Origin of the sequence: Ruegeria sp. HKCCA5929 (genome assembly GCF_013034525.1) — a bacterium.
In the GTDB taxonomy this organism is placed as follows: domain Bacteria; phylum Pseudomonadota; class Alphaproteobacteria; order Rhodobacterales; family Rhodobacteraceae; genus Ruegeria.
The window spans coordinates 48,856-64,410 of sequence record NZ_WQGE01000013.1 but is presented as its reverse complement, the minus strand read 5'-3'; the positions used below and the strand labels follow the sequence as shown (position 1 = coordinate 64,410).

At 54.3% G+C, this 15,555-nt stretch carries 20 protein-coding genes; 16 read left to right on the top strand and 4 right to left on the bottom strand.

Annotated elements, in window-relative coordinates:
* Positions 1–268: hypothetical protein (locus GOV90_RS21105; protein ID WP_216602375.1), on the bottom strand; the 268-nt coding region annotated here is incomplete at its 3' end.
* Here GOV90_RS21105 and GOV90_RS21440 point away from each other — a divergent pair.
* Positions 230–427, top strand: a complete 198-nt coding sequence (locus tag GOV90_RS21440; protein WP_217350785.1) for a class II aldolase/adducin family protein — start codon at positions 230–232, stop codon at positions 425–427. The genes GOV90_RS21105 and GOV90_RS21440 overlap by 39 nt on opposite strands.
* Positions 428–972: 545 nt before the next feature.
* Here GOV90_RS21440 and GOV90_RS20605 read toward each other — a convergent pair.
* Positions 973–1,554 (bottom strand): TetR/AcrR family transcriptional regulator, encoded by a 582-nt coding sequence (locus GOV90_RS20605; protein WP_171096743.1) that lies wholly within the window; start codon positions 1,552–1,554, stop codon positions 973–975.
* A gap of 124 nt (positions 1,555–1,678) precedes the next feature.
* On the opposite strand from GOV90_RS20605, the gene GOV90_RS20600 reads away from it, so the two are divergent.
* The 12 genes from GOV90_RS20600 to GOV90_RS20545 all read left to right on the top strand — a co-directional run bounded on the left by GOV90_RS20600 (position 1,679) and on the right by GOV90_RS20545 (position 8,913).
* Positions 1,679–2,269: a YceI family protein gene (locus GOV90_RS20600; RefSeq protein WP_171096742.1), complete on the top strand. Its 591-nt coding sequence runs from the start codon at positions 1,679–1,681 to the stop codon at positions 2,267–2,269.
* 65 nt (positions 2,270–2,334) lie between these two features.
* Positions 2,335–2,874: a luciferase family protein gene (locus tag GOV90_RS20595; RefSeq protein ID WP_253284831.1), complete on the top strand. Its 540-nt coding sequence runs from the start codon at positions 2,335–2,337 to the stop codon at positions 2,872–2,874.
* Between the two features lie 206 nt (positions 2,875–3,080).
* Positions 3,081–3,416: a hypothetical protein gene (locus GOV90_RS20590; RefSeq protein ID WP_171096740.1), complete on the top strand. Its 336-nt coding sequence runs from the start codon at positions 3,081–3,083 to the stop codon at positions 3,414–3,416.
* A 58-nt stretch (positions 3,417–3,474) separates the two neighbouring features.
* A complete protein-coding gene (locus tag GOV90_RS20585; protein WP_171096739.1) occupies positions 3,475–3,942 on the top strand; it encodes a DUF411 domain-containing protein in 468 nt (155 codons plus the stop codon).
* Positions 3,942–4,406, top strand: a complete 465-nt coding sequence (locus tag GOV90_RS20580) for a cytochrome c (RefSeq protein ID WP_171096738.1) — start codon at positions 3,942–3,944, stop codon at positions 4,404–4,406. The genes GOV90_RS20585 and GOV90_RS20580 overlap by 1 nt, the downstream gene beginning before the upstream one ends.
* 12 nt (positions 4,407–4,418) lie before the next feature.
* Positions 4,419–4,763 carry a copper resistance CopC family protein gene (locus tag GOV90_RS20575; protein ID WP_253284832.1) on the top strand — a complete coding sequence of 115 codons (345 nt, stop codon included), beginning with the start codon at positions 4,419–4,421 and terminating at the stop codon, positions 4,761–4,763.
* Positions 4,760–5,638, top strand: a complete 879-nt coding sequence (locus tag GOV90_RS20570; RefSeq protein WP_171172895.1) for a CopD family protein — start codon at positions 4,760–4,762, stop codon at positions 5,636–5,638. Before GOV90_RS20575 ends, GOV90_RS20570 begins: the two co-directional genes overlap by 4 nt.
* A 301-nt stretch (positions 5,639–5,939) precedes the next feature.
* Positions 5,940–6,314 (top strand): hypothetical protein, encoded by a 375-nt coding sequence (locus GOV90_RS20565; protein WP_171096736.1) that lies wholly within the window; start codon positions 5,940–5,942, stop codon positions 6,312–6,314.
* 123 nt (positions 6,315–6,437) lie between these two features.
* Positions 6,438–7,091, top strand: coding sequence for a HupE/UreJ family protein (locus GOV90_RS20560; protein WP_245223309.1), 654 nt, complete (start codon positions 6,438–6,440; stop codon positions 7,089–7,091).
* 12 nt (positions 7,092–7,103) lie between these two features.
* Positions 7,104–7,718, top strand: coding sequence for a transmembrane anchor protein (locus GOV90_RS20555; protein WP_171096734.1), 615 nt, complete (start codon positions 7,104–7,106; stop codon positions 7,716–7,718).
* A 359-nt stretch (positions 7,719–8,077) separates the two neighbouring features.
* A complete protein-coding gene (locus GOV90_RS20550; RefSeq protein ID WP_171105986.1) occupies positions 8,078–8,368 on the top strand; it encodes a hypothetical protein in 291 nt (96 codons plus the stop codon).
* A 44-nt stretch (positions 8,369–8,412) separates the two neighbouring features.
* Positions 8,413–8,913: a hypothetical protein gene (locus tag GOV90_RS20545; protein WP_171096732.1), complete on the top strand. Its 501-nt coding sequence runs from the start codon at positions 8,413–8,415 to the stop codon at positions 8,911–8,913.
* An 11-nt stretch (positions 8,914–8,924) separates the two neighbouring features.
* Here GOV90_RS20545 and GOV90_RS20540 read toward each other — a convergent pair whose 3' ends face one another.
* The gene (locus GOV90_RS20540; protein WP_171096731.1) at positions 8,925–11,669 is read right to left on the bottom strand and encodes an AsmA family protein; all 2,745 of its coding nucleotides are present in this window, start codon (positions 11,667–11,669) and stop codon (positions 8,925–8,927) included.
* A 310-nt stretch (positions 11,670–11,979) separates the two neighbouring features.
* On the bottom strand, positions 11,980–12,891 hold the full coding sequence (locus tag GOV90_RS20535) for a LysR family transcriptional regulator (RefSeq protein WP_171096730.1): 912 nt from the start codon (positions 12,889–12,891) through the stop codon (positions 11,980–11,982).
* Between the two features lie 107 nt (positions 12,892–12,998).
* Between GOV90_RS20535 and GOV90_RS20530 the strand changes: the two genes are divergently transcribed.
* Genes GOV90_RS20530 through GOV90_RS20520 form a run of 3 tightly spaced genes read left to right on the top strand, consistent with a single transcriptional unit; the run spans position 12,999 to position 15,554 of the window.
* On the top strand, positions 12,999–13,775 hold the full coding sequence (locus GOV90_RS20530) for a CmcJ/NvfI family oxidoreductase (RefSeq protein ID WP_171096729.1): 777 nt from the start codon (positions 12,999–13,001) through the stop codon (positions 13,773–13,775).
* Between the two features lie 12 nt (positions 13,776–13,787).
* On the top strand, positions 13,788–14,753 hold the full coding sequence (locus tag GOV90_RS20525) for an LLM class oxidoreductase (RefSeq protein ID WP_171096728.1): 966 nt from the start codon (positions 13,788–13,790) through the stop codon (positions 14,751–14,753).
* A 12-nt stretch (positions 14,754–14,765) separates the two neighbouring features.
* Positions 14,766–15,554: an SDR family NAD(P)-dependent oxidoreductase gene (locus GOV90_RS20520; RefSeq protein ID WP_171096727.1), complete on the top strand. Its 789-nt coding sequence runs from the start codon at positions 14,766–14,768 to the stop codon at positions 15,552–15,554.
* Position 15,555: the final 1 nt, after the last annotated feature.

Here is a 15,555-nt window from a genome sequence, read left to right as displayed (position 1 = left end):
AGGCTTCAAGGTCTTCGGCTTCGATGGCTTGGTCCATCTTCGCAATTGATCCAGCTTCGGTGAGCCTCCCCCATTGAACTGGGCCACCGCACTGTCGTGTTTGGAAGACACCGATCCCAATAACTGTATTCCACCGCTTACACCATACGTTGTCATGCGCGTCGGCATGGTCAAACTGGTTCCATACGTCAAGCCGGGTGACCCGAAATCCGGTGATTTGATCCGTTAATTGGGCGGCAAGTATAGTGCGGTTCTGTTGGCCAATCACGGACCTTTCGTATCGGGAAAGGATCTTTTTTCAGCGGTCTGTGCAGCAGAAGAGTTGGAAGAAACAGCCAAGTTGCTCCTTGTAATGCGAGGTATGCCAATCCGGATGTTGGATGCTGAACAAGTCGCAGAACTCAAAGAGACTTTCGGAAGGATGTAGTGGGACGCCGATAGGGGGAGTGTGCAAACTTTTGGGTAAACCGAGCAAAATTACGCGCAAATATCACGCGAAGTTGTGGGCAAGAAAACCTGAATGTAATGAATTAAATCAATAGCATGAGCACGGTGTTGCGCGCGCGCCTACACCGGTTGCAGGTTTGCGAATAACACTTCGCGCACTCCATAAGTTTGAGTAGTTCGCCCAAAGTTTTGCTCTGCGTGATAGTCTGACTTAGCGATGAGCTTGATCAGTTTATGGCGTAGTCGTTACGGTTATGGTCTCTTGCGGCGCTCGACCGGCAAGGGGCGCTCACTGAGGGACGTTGGGTTCCATTCGGCCATTTTGCTGGGGTTCTCGCGAACGTCAGCGATGCGCGGAAAGCAGACTTTGCAAGCCTTGACGAACGATTATAGCGAACCTTTATCGAGATCTTTTGGAGCACTCGCTAAGCAGAACTGGCTGGACATGCCATTGATCATAGCTTGCTGTTCTGTCGCAATCTCGCGCCAGTTGCAGGTCGCTTTGATTGCAAAATCAGATGATGCTCACTGGCCCGAAGTTGTATGCGCGATGCTGCAAAGCAGATCGACATGTTTGTCCAACCATTCTTCGTGAAGTGTTTCGTGACGTATGAGCTTGCGGAAATATGGTGCCGCGACAGCGAGTTCTATGAGCTGTTCAACCGGAACATCTGCGGCAATCTCACCGCGGTCTATTGCGGCTGCAAATATTGCTTCAACACTTGCGAACCTGTCTTTCATGAATTCAGTGATCACTAAACGCGCTTCTGCATCAGTGGACGCAGCAGCGACCACCTGAGGCGCGATTTGGCCCCATGGTGTGTCATTCAAGGCTCCCATCAGTACGCCGAGTAACCAGCGCAGGTCAGATCGCAGCGGGCCATCAGTTTTAGGCGGTATGTTTGGCGGTGTAGCGATGCGCCTGAACGCTGCATCGCGCAGACAACGCGCATCTGGCCAGTGCCTGTATAGTGTGCTGCGCGAAATGCCCGTCGCCTTAGAAACTGCACCATGAGTTACGTGCAGCACACCCTCATCCGTGAGTATCCTTTGCGCCGCATCAAGCGCGGCCCGCCGTGTAGCGATCAGCCTAGGATCTTCTTTCAATCGTCCCTCCTATAGAACACATTGTTGCATAGCAGAACATTTTGTTCTAAATGTATCGTCAGGTGAAATCTAAAGCTCAATACTCAATCCCGCGAACATGTCTTGTCAAAATGGGAGCGTATCAATGTTCAAAGTCGCAGCAACCCCGTTGGCGGTACTCTTATCAATGGGCGCGACAACCGCATTGTCCGAGAGTGGCACTTACGAGCTGGATCCCGGGCACAGTCAGGTATTGTTCAGTTACGACCACATCGGGTTTTCGGAAACGTTTGGAATGTTCTCAGGTTTTAGCGGCGAGATCGAGTTCAACGAAGATGATCCGTCATCATCATCGGTCTTAGTGTCTATGCCTGTAAAATCCATGATCACGGGCTGGGACGCCCGTCTGCAACACTTCATGTCCGATGACTTTTTTAGCGCGAGTGACAGTGACGTGGTCACATTCGCCTCGACCAGCATTGAAGTCACCGGGGAAAAAACCGCGAATATTTCTGGCGACCTGACCATGAATGGCATCACCAAACCTGTTGTTTTGGAAACAACGCTTAACAAGTCAGCTCCATACCCGTTTGGCCCAAAAGAGGGCACGTCGACCCTGGGCCTGGCAGCCACGGCGACCATCGTACGGTCTGAATTCGGACTTGGGGCATTTGCGCCAGCGGTGAGCGACGAGATAGAGCTCTTGATCAATATCGAAGCGTTAAAGGCTGAATGATGTGTGCAAGGGCGCCGATACTGCGCTGAACGCTCATTCCTTGATTTTGGCGGATGGTCAACACGATGAATGAAATCCTGAGAGCATTGGCGGTTGCTGCAACGGCGGTGGCATTGACGTGCCCGTTGGCATTCGCACAAGAGCGCTCTTTGCCGGAGCGTAGCTCACCCCGTCCTGAAACAACAAGCGGCGTACCCCATACACAGATTGGTGTCGAGATTGATGCCGATTTGGCCCAGCTATTGCTGGAGCGTGTCGCGCAATTCCCAGGGGTCACACTTGGCCCTACGCGCATATCGCTTCCTGGCGCGATTGGCTTTCAGCTTGATCCCGACATGTTGTTGTCTCGACCGAACTCTATCGTCGGTGGGTTTGAGTTTGCGCATATGCACACAGATGGCAGCTTGCACGCCTCGCTCGACCCGGCAATGGCGCGAATGGCAATTGAGGCTGGCTGGGCCGTCGAACACCCTTGGGCCAATCAACGTCCTGGGTGGAGCGGCTTTGTCATGATATATACACCGACCACGCCAGAAGAGCTGGATGTCGTCATCGATCTGGTCGAAAGTTCTTATTCCTTCATTACCGGCAAAATCTTGGGCTAAAGGCAACCTGCTGACCTTGCCGTCGCTACTTATGCGTAAGTCAGTCAATAAGCAGCCTTGCCGAAATTTCAGGTGATCTATGTTCCACTGTTCCGGACGGGCTTGATCCAGAGATGTGGCGCACGGAAAATGAGTAAAGCTAGGAAGTATATGGCGGCACATCCTCGAAGCTTGTCAAAACCACATACCCCAAGTAGGTAATTGGTATGTTTCGCTTGGTCCTGTCGATACTTCTGGTTGTTGCATTCTCTGGCGCATCCGCAGCGTCCGTGAAGCATGGCTTGACCCATGGATCGGATCATTCTGGTCATCATGCTCAAATGGCGGGCGACGATCCGTTGGCTGATGCCGAGAAAGCTGCAGCGGAGTGTTGTGACACCACTGGCGGCATGGGTTCAACATCCTGTTTTGGTGATCTGGTTGCAACGGCAGGGATTTCGCCGATTGCTCCATTTGCGATCTCAGAAGGTGGTGTGACGCAGGCTCGCTGCGATTTTTCGGGCCTCGCACTGGGCGTCCCCACCGGTCCTCCGAAAGCTTGAACGGCAACGGGCGCTCGCCCGCAATCCGTTCAAATTTCACATCAAAGGACCGACAGACATGATCACACGTCGTCACTTCACCACACTATCTGCAACTGCTCTCATCGCGAGTGCTCTTCCCGTCCGTGCAGGCACCCCGATGCACGTGCTTACCTCACCAGATTGCGGATGTTGTCACGCATGGGCCGACTTGGCTCGCGCGCGTGGCTACGCCGTCAGCGTTGAGGAGCTGACAGACCCCGAGGCACAGAAGTCAGCGCGGGGTATCCCGCTGAACCTCGCATCCTGTCATACCATTGAAGCCGGTGGTTATGTCTTTGAAGGCCATGTGCCGTTCGAAGCACTGGAAGCTGTGTTGAAGGATCGGCCCGACATCACAGGGCTTGCCGTTCCTGGCATGCCAATGGGCTCCCCTGGTATGGGCGACGATCCGTCTGCCCGTTATAACGTCATCGCATTTGGGGGAGAGGCTGGGGCCGGTACGGTTTACTACCGCGCAGGCACCGCGCAGCCGTTCGACACCTGATGCTAGGGCGCACAACACTCTTGGTCACCGGTGGGCTTGCGCTCGCCGGTTTCACCGTATTGTTCATTCTGGCTCAGCCCTCCAAGGCGGTTGGTCTATTGATACCAGATGACGCCGAACTGGTCGCCACTGGCCAAGATATCTACGCGGATCAATGTGCTGCATGCCACGGTGCGAGCCTTGAAGGACAGCCAAATTGGCAGATGCGCAGCGAGGATGGTTTACTACCGGCACCGCCGCATGACGCCACAGGGCACACGTGGCACCACGATGATGAAACGCTGTTCACCCTCACTAAATTTGGCCTGGCCGGACTGATGGAAAATGCGCCCCCAACCGGTATGCCTGCCTATGAAGGTGTGCTCAGCGATGACGAAATCATTGCGGTGCTGTCCTTTATCAAATCAACTTGGCCCGATGACATTCGTGAGTACCACGACGAACTGAATGCCCAACCCGAATAGAGGAAAACTCAGATGATCAAACAAACCCTTTTCGGTTTGGTCGTAGCAATGGCTCCAATGCTTGCGGCTGCACATTCTAAGTCCGAAGCAACGACGCCGGCTGACGGCGCGACTGTCACGGATGTGCCTGAGCTTAACATGCGGTTCGATGATCCGATGCGCATCATCTCGGTCACGTTGACCTCACCCGATGGCGATGTCGAAATTGAACGCGAAACGGGTAGGGACCCTACCACGGAATTCCGAGCTACGCCTTTGGAGGAGCTTGCACCCGGAAACTACCGTTTCGACTGGCGAGGTATGGCGTCAGACGGACACCCGATGCAGGGCAGCTTCTCTTTCACGGTCGCTGAGTGATCGGACTGGCGCCTATAGATGGTGTCGTCGTCTTGGCCATTTTGGCAAAGGCGTTTGGCTACGGTGCGGCGCTGCTGGCGATGGGTAGCGTTCTGTTCACGGTCCTCTTTGCCACGCGCGCCGAGGCGTCTGTTCTGCGTCTTGCACGGCACCTCGCGGTCGGTGCAGCGATTGTCGGTCTCGCAGTGCTTGCTTTACGTTTCGGCATCAGAGCGGCGCGGATATCCGGAATGGGCTTTAAGGGCGCGACGGACCCAATGATGCTTGGCTTCGTGTGGGACAGTCCGCTTGGCACCGCCGCAGTTTGGCGAGCGGTGGGTGAACTCGCGATTTTGGCAATCCTGCTCACCCGCGTCGGGCAATGGATCGCTTTGGCGGGCAGCGTTGCCATAGCGATTTCCTTTGCCCAGGTGGGACACTCCCTCGGAGAGCCCAGGGAGCTTCTCTCAGTCTTACTAGTTGTTCATCTGCTGACAGTTGCCTTTTGGGTTGGCGCTCTTCTGCCGTTGCACAAAGCGGCGCTCACTCCTACTGGGGCTGACCTACTGCACCGTTTTGGCAATGTCGCTGCTTACGGAGTTGCCGCCCTTATTGTTTCAGGCGTAGCACTCGCATGGCTGCTTTCGGGCTCCTTAGCTGCCTTGTTCGGAACGGCGTATGGATTGGGGCTTTTGGTCAAGGTCGTGATCGTTTCTGCCCTTCTTGGTATCGCGGCGTTGAACAAGTTGAGATTTGTTCCGGCTCTCAGGGCTAACAAGCGTGGCGCGACAATTGTTCTCCGATGGTCGATTTCGATAGAGATGTTGGCTGTTGTCCTGATCCTGCTTGCGACGGCGACCCTAACAAGTGTGACGACACCTCCCATCAATCTCTGACGGCTTATGGTCCGAAGCAAAAGCTGCAAATCTTTGTTACGAATGTCCGCTTGGGGCTGCGACCAGTCAATCATGCAAGCCGCAGAGAACGGCAGCACCGAGTCCAATCTGACCGATGCTGCAAGATGAACGAAGGGCAGCCATGCGCAGTTGTCGCTTCGGGTGCCGCGACAGGTCCAAAACAACCCAATCTATCCGATGGTCTGTTGTCCGGAATTGACCATGTGGCGCACACTAAGTTAGAAGTTAACAAAATCATGGCGGCCGCATAAAGGCTGCGATCACCGGGCAGACAGATGTGATGAAACAGGCTTACGAGCACATTCAGAGAGTTGGCTTGGCTGCCCTCTGTCTCGCGTTGGTCGTTTGGTCCGTAACGCCATCATTCTCTCATGCACCGGCGATATTTGAGACGATCCAAGATCATTTGGAAATGGTTGAAGATCATTTGGAAATGGTTGAAGATCATGGCCATTCACATGGCTTCGAAGAAGACCTATTCTGGGCGATGCACGGCCATAGCCACGATGTGGTGGATCATGACCACAATCAGGCGTTTCTTACCAGCGGCCCCGGCATCGCACCTGAATTTCACCTAGGCGAGGCCTGGCGACGGCTGGCTTCCGCCAACGGCCCCACCCGTCAGTTCCGAATAGACCGACCTCCGCGCGCTTGATCGGCACTGCGCGGCTCTCGCGCACCACTGATCAATCCAACTACTATGCGGAGTTAATCCATGAGAACCCTCAATGAGGGCGTCAGGCGCAGTTCTAAGCGTCTCGCGTTCTTCATCCTATCCATGTTGTTGCTATCGACAAGCGCAGCATTGGCGCATGATGTTACGCCCGGCGATGCTGGCTACATCCAAGAAATCTGGGGCGTGCACATCATCCCCTTCATGTATCTCGGGGCCAAACATATGGTGACGGGCTACGACCATATCCTGTTCCTCCTTGGCGTCGTCTTCTTCCTCTATCGATCGAAAGACGTTGCAGTATACGTGAGCCTCTTTGCAGTGGGGCATTCCATCACGATGCTTGCAGGCGTCTGGTTCGGCTGGGGCATCAGTTCCTACATTGTGGACGCCATTATCGGGCTGTCCGTTGTCTACAAGGCGCTCGACAACCTTGGGGCCTATCAGCGGTGGTTCGGCTTCCAGCCCAACACCAAGGCGGCGACTTTCATCTTTGGCCTGTTTCACGGCACTGGCTTGGCCACGAAGATATTGGACTATCAGATCGCACCAGACGGGCTTCTGCCTAACCTTCTGGCTTTCAATGTTGGCGTCGAGATCGGTCAACTGCTGGCGCTCGCAGCCATCCTCATCGTCATGGGGTACTGGCGAAAAAGCGCCAAGTTTTTCGAACAAGCCTACACCGTCAATGTCGTCATGATGACCATCGGCTTTGTGCTGATGGGATACCAACTGACCGGCTATTTCGTAGCCGCATAAGGAACAGCACAGATGTTTAATGCAAAAAAACCGAGCCTCGATGAATTGCCCAGTTCAGCCCGGCTTCTTCGCTCCACGGTCATCGCAGCTATCAGCGCCGGGGCGATACTGGTCGCTGTTGTGCTGCCCGCGGAATACGGGATCGACCCAACGGGTGCGGGCCGCGTGCTTGGCCTGACTGAGATGGGTGAAATCAAACAGGAACTGACAGATGAAGCCGAACAAGATCAACAGCTTCACGGGGCTGACCAGTCGTCCAGCTTGCTGGGCGACATCTTTGGTCTGTTTGTTGGAACGGCGCACGCTCAAGAAGCGTGGCAGGACACAATCACGTTCACGCTTGAATCGGGTGAGTTCACCGAGATCAAGGCAACCATGCAAGAGGGCGAGACCCTGTTCTACTCTTGGGTGGCTGAAGGTGGTCGTATCAACTTCGACCTCCACGCACATGCGGGCGACCAAAACGTGACCTACGAGAAAGGGCGCGGTCAAACGAAAGGCGAAGGCAGTTTTGAAACACCCTTCGCCGGTGATCACGGCTGGTTCTGGCGCAACAGAGACGATGAGGCGGTCACCGTCACACTAAACCTAAATGGCACTTACTCGGACATTGTTCGAAGCGAGTAACACCACAAGCCGCGCGCTCAAAAACCGGGTGCGCGGCATCAATACGGTCATTCGGTTCTTTGCCGTTAACGGCCGTTTGGTCCGCTACACGAGAATTGCAAAGTCGGATTTCGAAGATCCGCTTCGGACTGAGAGCTTGCATATATCTTGGAGAATGTAGCGTAGGATTTGAAGCGCTCTGTCGACTTTGATTCAAGACACGACGATAGCCCGGTATTCCTCACACACTTTGCTCTGCGCGTAGGCCCAGCATTGCTTTTTGTTGACGGACCAATCGTTCCAGTTCTACCGCCAACGCTTTGACTTGCGCCTTAGCTTCACGAAGCTCGCTTGCGTGTTCAACCGCCTCGGGCCGCAGCATGGTGGATGGTCCAACCGAAATCGAAGATCTCGATTTCACCGAGGCGAAAACAACCGTGGTGCAAGGGTTCGTCGACAGTGTCCCGATGGCAGGGCGCACAGATCTTGTAAAGGACTACATGTCGACCGAAAGAGACTTGGAACAACTCTGGCGAATTCTAGGGGAGTTGAGCGTCATGTTTTCTCTGGCAGAGGGCGAAAATGATTTCTTTTTAAGGACAAGGGCGCATTGGTGGTGGTTCAACATTCGAGAAAGCGAATGGTTGTATTCGATTGGGCTAGCGCGATAATCTGATCGCATCCAAGGATCAGCAGAACAAGTGTGGAGCTTTGAATGAACAGGTTGGCGCTGACAGCAATGGCATTGATCTCCACTGGCGCGGTGTGGGCCGCTGGGATGGAACGGTGGGGTGAATCCGGGGACTGGACAATCCTGATTGATCCCGAAAAGGGAAATGGCTGTCTTGCTTGGAAACCTTTTGAAAATGAAATGACTGTTGAAATCGGCGCGGCACCCAATCAGGCTGGCGGCTTTTTTGCAGCCTTTAATCCCGCCTGGGTTCAAATCGAGGACGGTGCAACGGGTATCGTAAAGTTCGACTTCGGTGATGCAAAACTCGAAGGCGAAGCGGTTGGGGTCTTCAAGAATGGCGTGCCCGGTGGCTACGCCTTTTTCGACAACCCGGCGTTTGTAACCGAGTTTGGAAAGCGCCAAAGTGTTACGATCATTGGCGAAAGTGGGGCCGAGGTTGAACTCGACCTCAGCGGGTCCGCAAAAGCCATTGAGGCCGTTCTGACGTGTCAGGCCGAACAGCCGGAACCACTGAAGAACTAGGTGGCGTCCGACTACTGCAATTGATTGATGTCCGGCACACAGGGTTGCCTGTCGGCAGGCATAGCATCAGCGCCTTCCGGGGCCTTGTTTCTGGACCCGCCCACATCCAGCTTAAACTTTGGCGACGAAAGTTGGCCAGTCACATCAAAGGGCCAAGCGCTTCGGGACAGGGGTTTGCCAACGCGCCGAGGCTCCGCTCTGAGTGCTATGCTATCGTTCAGCCAGTCCACTTGCCCCCTGGCCACCAATTGAACCGATCCCGTTTCAATGACGATGGAGTTTGAACTGACTCGCCCGGCCTGAATAACAACCGGAGCAACCACGCAAGTGATGTCGGTGTAGCCCTGTCTGAACTCTTCTGAAAACAGCCAGGGGAAAATACCTAGCCCGGCCAACTCCAGTAGACTGGTGCTGATGTAGCCCTGCGACATCGACAAAGACGCGTTGCCGCGCATGGAGTTGATGAAGGCCTTGCCCGAGGCGGTGCTGCCAGAAACGTTGAACTCACCGCTCAAACGTCCATAGGCATCAATGCCAATTCCCAACTCATCAAGGATCTCACCGAATTCCCATCCCGAAGTTGATCCCGACAATGAAAGCCAATCAGGTGAGTCAATCAGGTCCATGACCGCACGCAGGCTGAAGTTTCCGCCGCCATAAGCCATCTGGAGAGGGCCGAAATCCACGGTTCCGTCTTTTGCAGACAGTTGGCTTGAAACAGAAGTTACGCCTTGCTGGCCTACAATCTCTTTGAAATCGATTTGTACCTCGACGTCAGCTTCTCGCAGCACGCGCTGCACATCCAGAAGATCGGCAGGCTTCCCTTTTTCCTTTGGCAACACCAAGGGCTGGACGTCTGTCTCCTTCGGCAGAACCAAGGGCTGAACTTCGGCTTCAGGTTCTTTTGAGGTCTCGCCTATCAGGCTCTTCAGTTGGTCAAGTACAGCGGTCAGGTTTTTCAGGTCATTGAGATCGAGCCTCTCGCTCGTAATGTTGCCACGGACGACGGGTGCACCTTCGGGGAAACTTGCATCCAAAGCCGCAAGAAGATCGGAAGACCCGGCGTTGAACTTGATTGCGGCATCAAAGTCTTCACCCTGCCTGGAGGTTTCAGCATCGATAGCCAGTGCACCAATTTCAACAGGTTGCAGCTTGAGCGCGGTCAGAAACTGGGCACTGTCGTCGACGTCCAGTTTCACATCGAAATCGAGACCAGCCAGCCCTTTGAGCTCGTTGACGGATAGCGCAAGATCAAGCGCCCAGAGATCGGTGTCGTAAGTCGTCGCGTTAAACCTGTTGAGTGAAACCGGCCCACCCGCATTGGATATGTTGAAATCGGCTTTGATGCCGCCGAATTGGTCAACATAGTCGTCATCGAGGTTGGGCAAAATCAACTTGGCGGGCCCGTTCAGCACACCATCGAATGTTACGTCCCGAAGCTGAAGCAGATCGAGGATTTCACCTTCGGCTTTTAGGACAGGCTCTGCGATTGGACCGGCTTGCAGCGCAACGCCCAGCATGGCAAGCCGTCCGTCTGGCATGCGGCGAATACTTTCGATGGAGGCTGGGCCGATTACGTCCAGCCCCTGGTCGAATGCATTGGTTTGGAACAGCAACTTCTCAAACTCGAAAGAAGCCAGAGATCCGACCATATGCATTTCAAAGCCAGTGAACTTCAGTTCCTGTATACTTTTTGCTGCTGGCGGCGGCTGTCCTTCGGGATGAAGCCGCGCGTTGAAAAGCAGATCGACGCCCTGAGCAGTGTAGAGGTCATCTATTGAACCCTCAGCTTCGAGTTTCTGCCCATCCTCCAGGCTGATAGTTGTTGTAAACGCTTCGATCTTCAGATCATCCTGAGACACGAGTTCAGCCTGCAGCTGACCATTGCCTTCCAAAACGCGTTCCAACCCGATGACGTCTAGAAAATCACCGAATTCACCTGTGTCCATTTTCAACACAGCTCGATAGCCACCACCTTCGTCTTCTGAGAAAGGCTCGCCATCGTAGCTTACGGTCATTTCTCCGAAACTGGCCCGTGTCGTAAATGGCGCGTCATGGGGGTAATCGCCTTCGATTTGGAAACCCTGACCGTTGACGGAGCCGGAACCAGAGACCTTCGTTCTTTTTCCATGATCCGCTTGTTCAAGAGCAAGTGACTTTAGGTCAAACACAAACGAGAAGCCTGAGACCTTGTCGTCGATGTTTAGCCCGATCGACTTAAAGCTGACGTTCTTGTCGCTCAGAAAGTTCAGGATTCCACTGCTTTCGGTGTCGATCTCATCGATACTATCAGCGCTCGCGACGTCTTTTTGATCATCCGCCGATACTGTTTCCTCGGAAGCTGGCTTGGGTGTTGGCCCGTCTTTTCGCCAGCTTGTTGTGCCGTCTTCGGCTGTCAGAAGATTTGCTTGGAGCCCTTCCACGACGAGATTGTCAAATTGCAGACGCCCGTTGGTCAAGGCGACAATATCCAGCTCCAATTCCAACAGGTTCAATTCTACAAGAGGTGACTCCGGCATTGTCAGGCTCGGGATGACCACCCCACCGACATATATGTGACTAATGCGGCCAGGCGCGACGCTTACATCATCGTTCACCAAAAGCGGGCGACCAATTTGTTCCGAAAGAACTCTTTCAACAAGGCCGCGCCGCATGTCCGAGAACATCGGAGACGCAAGCAACAACCAAACAAAAGCGACTGCTGCGAATGCAAGTAATGCGACAAGCCCAATAATTCTAAATAGCCAAACCCTCATGCGCTCCCCTATCGCCGCTTTCGCCGTTCAGTTTCTCGCAAGCAGAAGGTCAGCCCACCAAATTGAACGCCGGTTCCGAACCATAGCCAAGGCGATTGGGCCGTGTCACTAATCGTCTTCGTTAGTCCTGCCAGTCGCTTTTATTCTTCCCCTCAGCACACTTGCCTTACCGGTTGCAGCCTCATTGGAATTCTGGGTCGATCAAAAAATCTGAGCTTCATCGACCTCTAAATTAAACGCAGCCCTCGGGGTTTAGCGCCTTCAAAACATTGGTTTGCTGACACTTTGAAGCGCTTGGCTGACTTTGAATTCACAATTCCCAAGGCGGTTTTGCGCCAATCTCTTCGATCAGAAAATCCATAAAAACGCGAACCTTAGGGGACAACACATTGGACTTGGGGTAGATTAGCCAAAGAACATTGCCCTCTTTGGCATTGAAGTTCGGTAGGACGTGCGCCAATCGGCCCGATTTCAGATGCTCGTGCACACTCCACAGAGCGTTCAAAGAAATTCCTGCCCCTGCCAACGTGGCACACACCTGGCTTTGGCCGTCATCGATAATTAATTTGCCTTTGGCTGATCCTGGATCGAAAACCCCATTCTCGCCCGCTGGTCCCGTCAGCGGGCGCGGTTGGCGATTTTGGAAAGCGATCAGGTGGTGGGTGGTCAGATCATCAGGTGTCTTGGGGGTGCCGTACGTTTCCAGATAGTGCGGTGCAGCACAAAGAATGCGGCGGTCATCTGCCAATTTTCGACCTTTGAGGCTGGTGTCGACAAGCGGCGCGTTCCTGAGCGCCAGATCAAAACTCCCTTCAATCAGATCAAACTGAACATCCGATAGACGTAAATCGAGTGTAAGGTCGGGATGCTGTTTAAGAAACTTTGGTATAATCGGTGCTATGTAGAGTTGTGCAAAGGTGCTCGGTGCAGCGAAGCGCAAGGTGCCTCGGATGGTGGTCGTTTGCTTGCCCAACGCCGTAAGTGCAGCCTCCTCCTGTGCGATGATCTCTCGGGCGAAAGGCAGGAAATCTGCACCTTCGACAGACAGCGACACTTTGCGAGTTGTACGGTGCAAAAGTTCGGAACCTAGGCTTTGCTCTAGCTTGGCGAGCTTTGCGCTTGAGACGGCTGGAGCCATACCCAAAGCGCGCCCCGCCGCACTGATGTTCAGCATTTCTGCCGCCTTTATAAACAAGCGAAGCGCGTCTGTGTCTAAGCCCATTATATTTATTTTCCGAATTATCAATACATGATTGGGCAGTTTATCTGCAATTTGATCGACGTTAAATCCTTTTCGCAGAGACCGTAAAACTTAGGCAGGAGGCGCACATGACACGGACAGCCATAGTCAACTACCATGTTCACAAATCCTACCGGCAAGCCTTTGAGCTTGATGCTGGCGGGGTCGCTGGCAACCTGATTTCCCCTGAACTCGTCGCGACATCCGTTGTGCTAGCGGACAACCGAACAACGAAGACGTCGATTTCATTTGCGCGTGATGCCGTTGAAATCACGCCCTTTGAAACGCAGGTCCGAGACTTTGCAGGTGACGGCTGGAAACCGACTTACGATGCGGAAATCAAAGCGATGCTGCAGGACAAGCTGGGTGCGAGAGAGGTCGTTGTTTTTGATCACACTGTTCGGGTGGACGACCCCGAAGCAATACGTAAACCGGCGCGCAATGTTCATAGCGACTACAGCAAGGACGGAGCCGAACAACGGCTTATCGACTTGCTGGGCGCCGGGGCCGCAGCGGAGTGGGCGCAAGGTCACTACGCTTTTGTCAATGTATGGCGCCCTGTGGATCATCCGATCAATTCGGCACCTTTGGGCTTTGTTCGCCCATCATCGGTTGAACCATCTGACTGGGTTCTTCTGGACCTGAACTATCCCGACCGCACAGGGCAAATCATGGGGCTGGCGGGAAACCCCAAACATGAGTGGATCTATCAATCCAAGATGACGCCCGAGGAGGTCGCGATCTTCAACATCTACGACAATCAGGGGCTACCATCGATTGCGCATAGCGCGCTCGACATGATCGAGGACCCAAACGTCACGACTATCCGCAAAAGCATCGAGAGCCGCACTTTAGTGCGCTATTAAAGGGTGACAGACATGTTGGATGATAGGCAGCCCACTGAGTTTGCGAAGATCAATTCGGCCTATAATCGGGTGTTTCGTCCGAGGCGGCTGAGCATTGGTCTTGTGTTGCCGCTCGAACCATACGCCGTCGGAGCAGAGCCGACACTGCGGGGGCATCTGGAAGCTGCTCAGAAAGCCGAAGAACTTGGGTTTGCAGCACTTTGGCTACGCGACGTGCCCTTCAATGTTCCAAGCTTCGGTGATCCCGGACAGGTTTTCGATCCGTTTGTCTATCTGGGTGCGCTCGCAACGGCGACGGATCGGATTGCACTTGGAACGTCGAGTGTGATCCTTCCATTGCGCCACCCCGCACATGTCGCCAAGGCAGCGGCGACGGCAGATGAACTCTCGAGTGGGCGATTGCTATTGGGTATCGCTTCTGGCGATCGGCCTGAGGAGTACCCGGCGATGAACCAAAGCTATGATGGCCGCGGGGCTCGTTTTCGTGAGAGCGTGGAATACATTCGCGCGGTTGGATCGGATTACCCCACACATGAGAACGCGCAAGGTACGCTATCTGGTGGGATTGACCTGTTGCCTAAACCGCACGGAACCCGCCTGCCGATGCTCATCACTGGTGGCAGCCAGCAAACACCTGATTGGGTGGCACAGAACGGCGACGGTTGGATGACCTATCCGCGCAACGCGTTGGCCCAAGGGCAAGTCATTGCGGATTACCGACAACGCGTGAAGGCGGCGGGCCAACCGGATAAGCCCGTTATGCAATCGCTCTATGTCGATGTCGTTGCCGACCCTGCTGCACCTCCGCGTCCGATCCACCTTGGGTTTCAGTCGGGAACGGATTTCCTATGCAAATATCTGAGCGAGATTGAAACGCTCGGGGTCAATCACGTCGCGCTGAACCTGAGGTTCAATCAAGCACCCATCGACGCAACCCTCGACCATCTGGCGGACGTTGTGCTGCCTCACTTTTCCTGAAGGATCAGACCGATGACCAAGATTATTCTTATCACTGGCTCCACTGACGGCATTGGCTTGCTCACGGCGAAGAAACTGGCCGCCGAGGGGCACAAGGTACTGCTGCACGGACGCAGCGCCTCCAAATTAGAGCGCGCCGCCGCCGAAATTGGTGGCGATGTTGAAACCTATTCTGCTGATCTGAGCGATCTGTCCGCGGTTCGAAAGCTGGCCGACAACATACGCGCCAAACATGACCAACTGGATGTGCTGATCAACAACGCAGGTGTGTTGAAAGCCCCGCAAACCGTGCTTGAGAACGGGCAGGACATTCGCTTTGTCGTCAACACGCTTGCACCGTATCTGCTGACCGAATTGCTGTTGCCGATCATGCCCGCCGACGGGCGCGTTGTGAACCTGTCGTCAGCGGCGCAGGCCCCGGTCAACATTCAGGCTATGCAGGGCAATGTCCCGCTGACGGATATGGACGCCTATGCGCAAAGCAAGCTGGCGATCACTATCTGGACCCTAGAATGGGCCAAAGCGCTAACCGATGCGCCGATGATGGTCGCTGTAAATCCCGGATCGTTACTCGCCTCAAAGATGGTGCAAGAGGGCTTTGGCATCTCAGGGAACGACATGAACATCGGCGCTGATATCCTGACTGATGCAGCCCTGGGTGAGCGGTTCGCTGGCGCGTCCGGCGCCTACTTTGACAATGACAGCGGGGATTTCGCTGATCCACACGCTGCTGCACGCGACAAGGACCACACCGCCGAAGTCATGAACACCATCAAAACCTTGATCAGCCAGACGGGCTGAC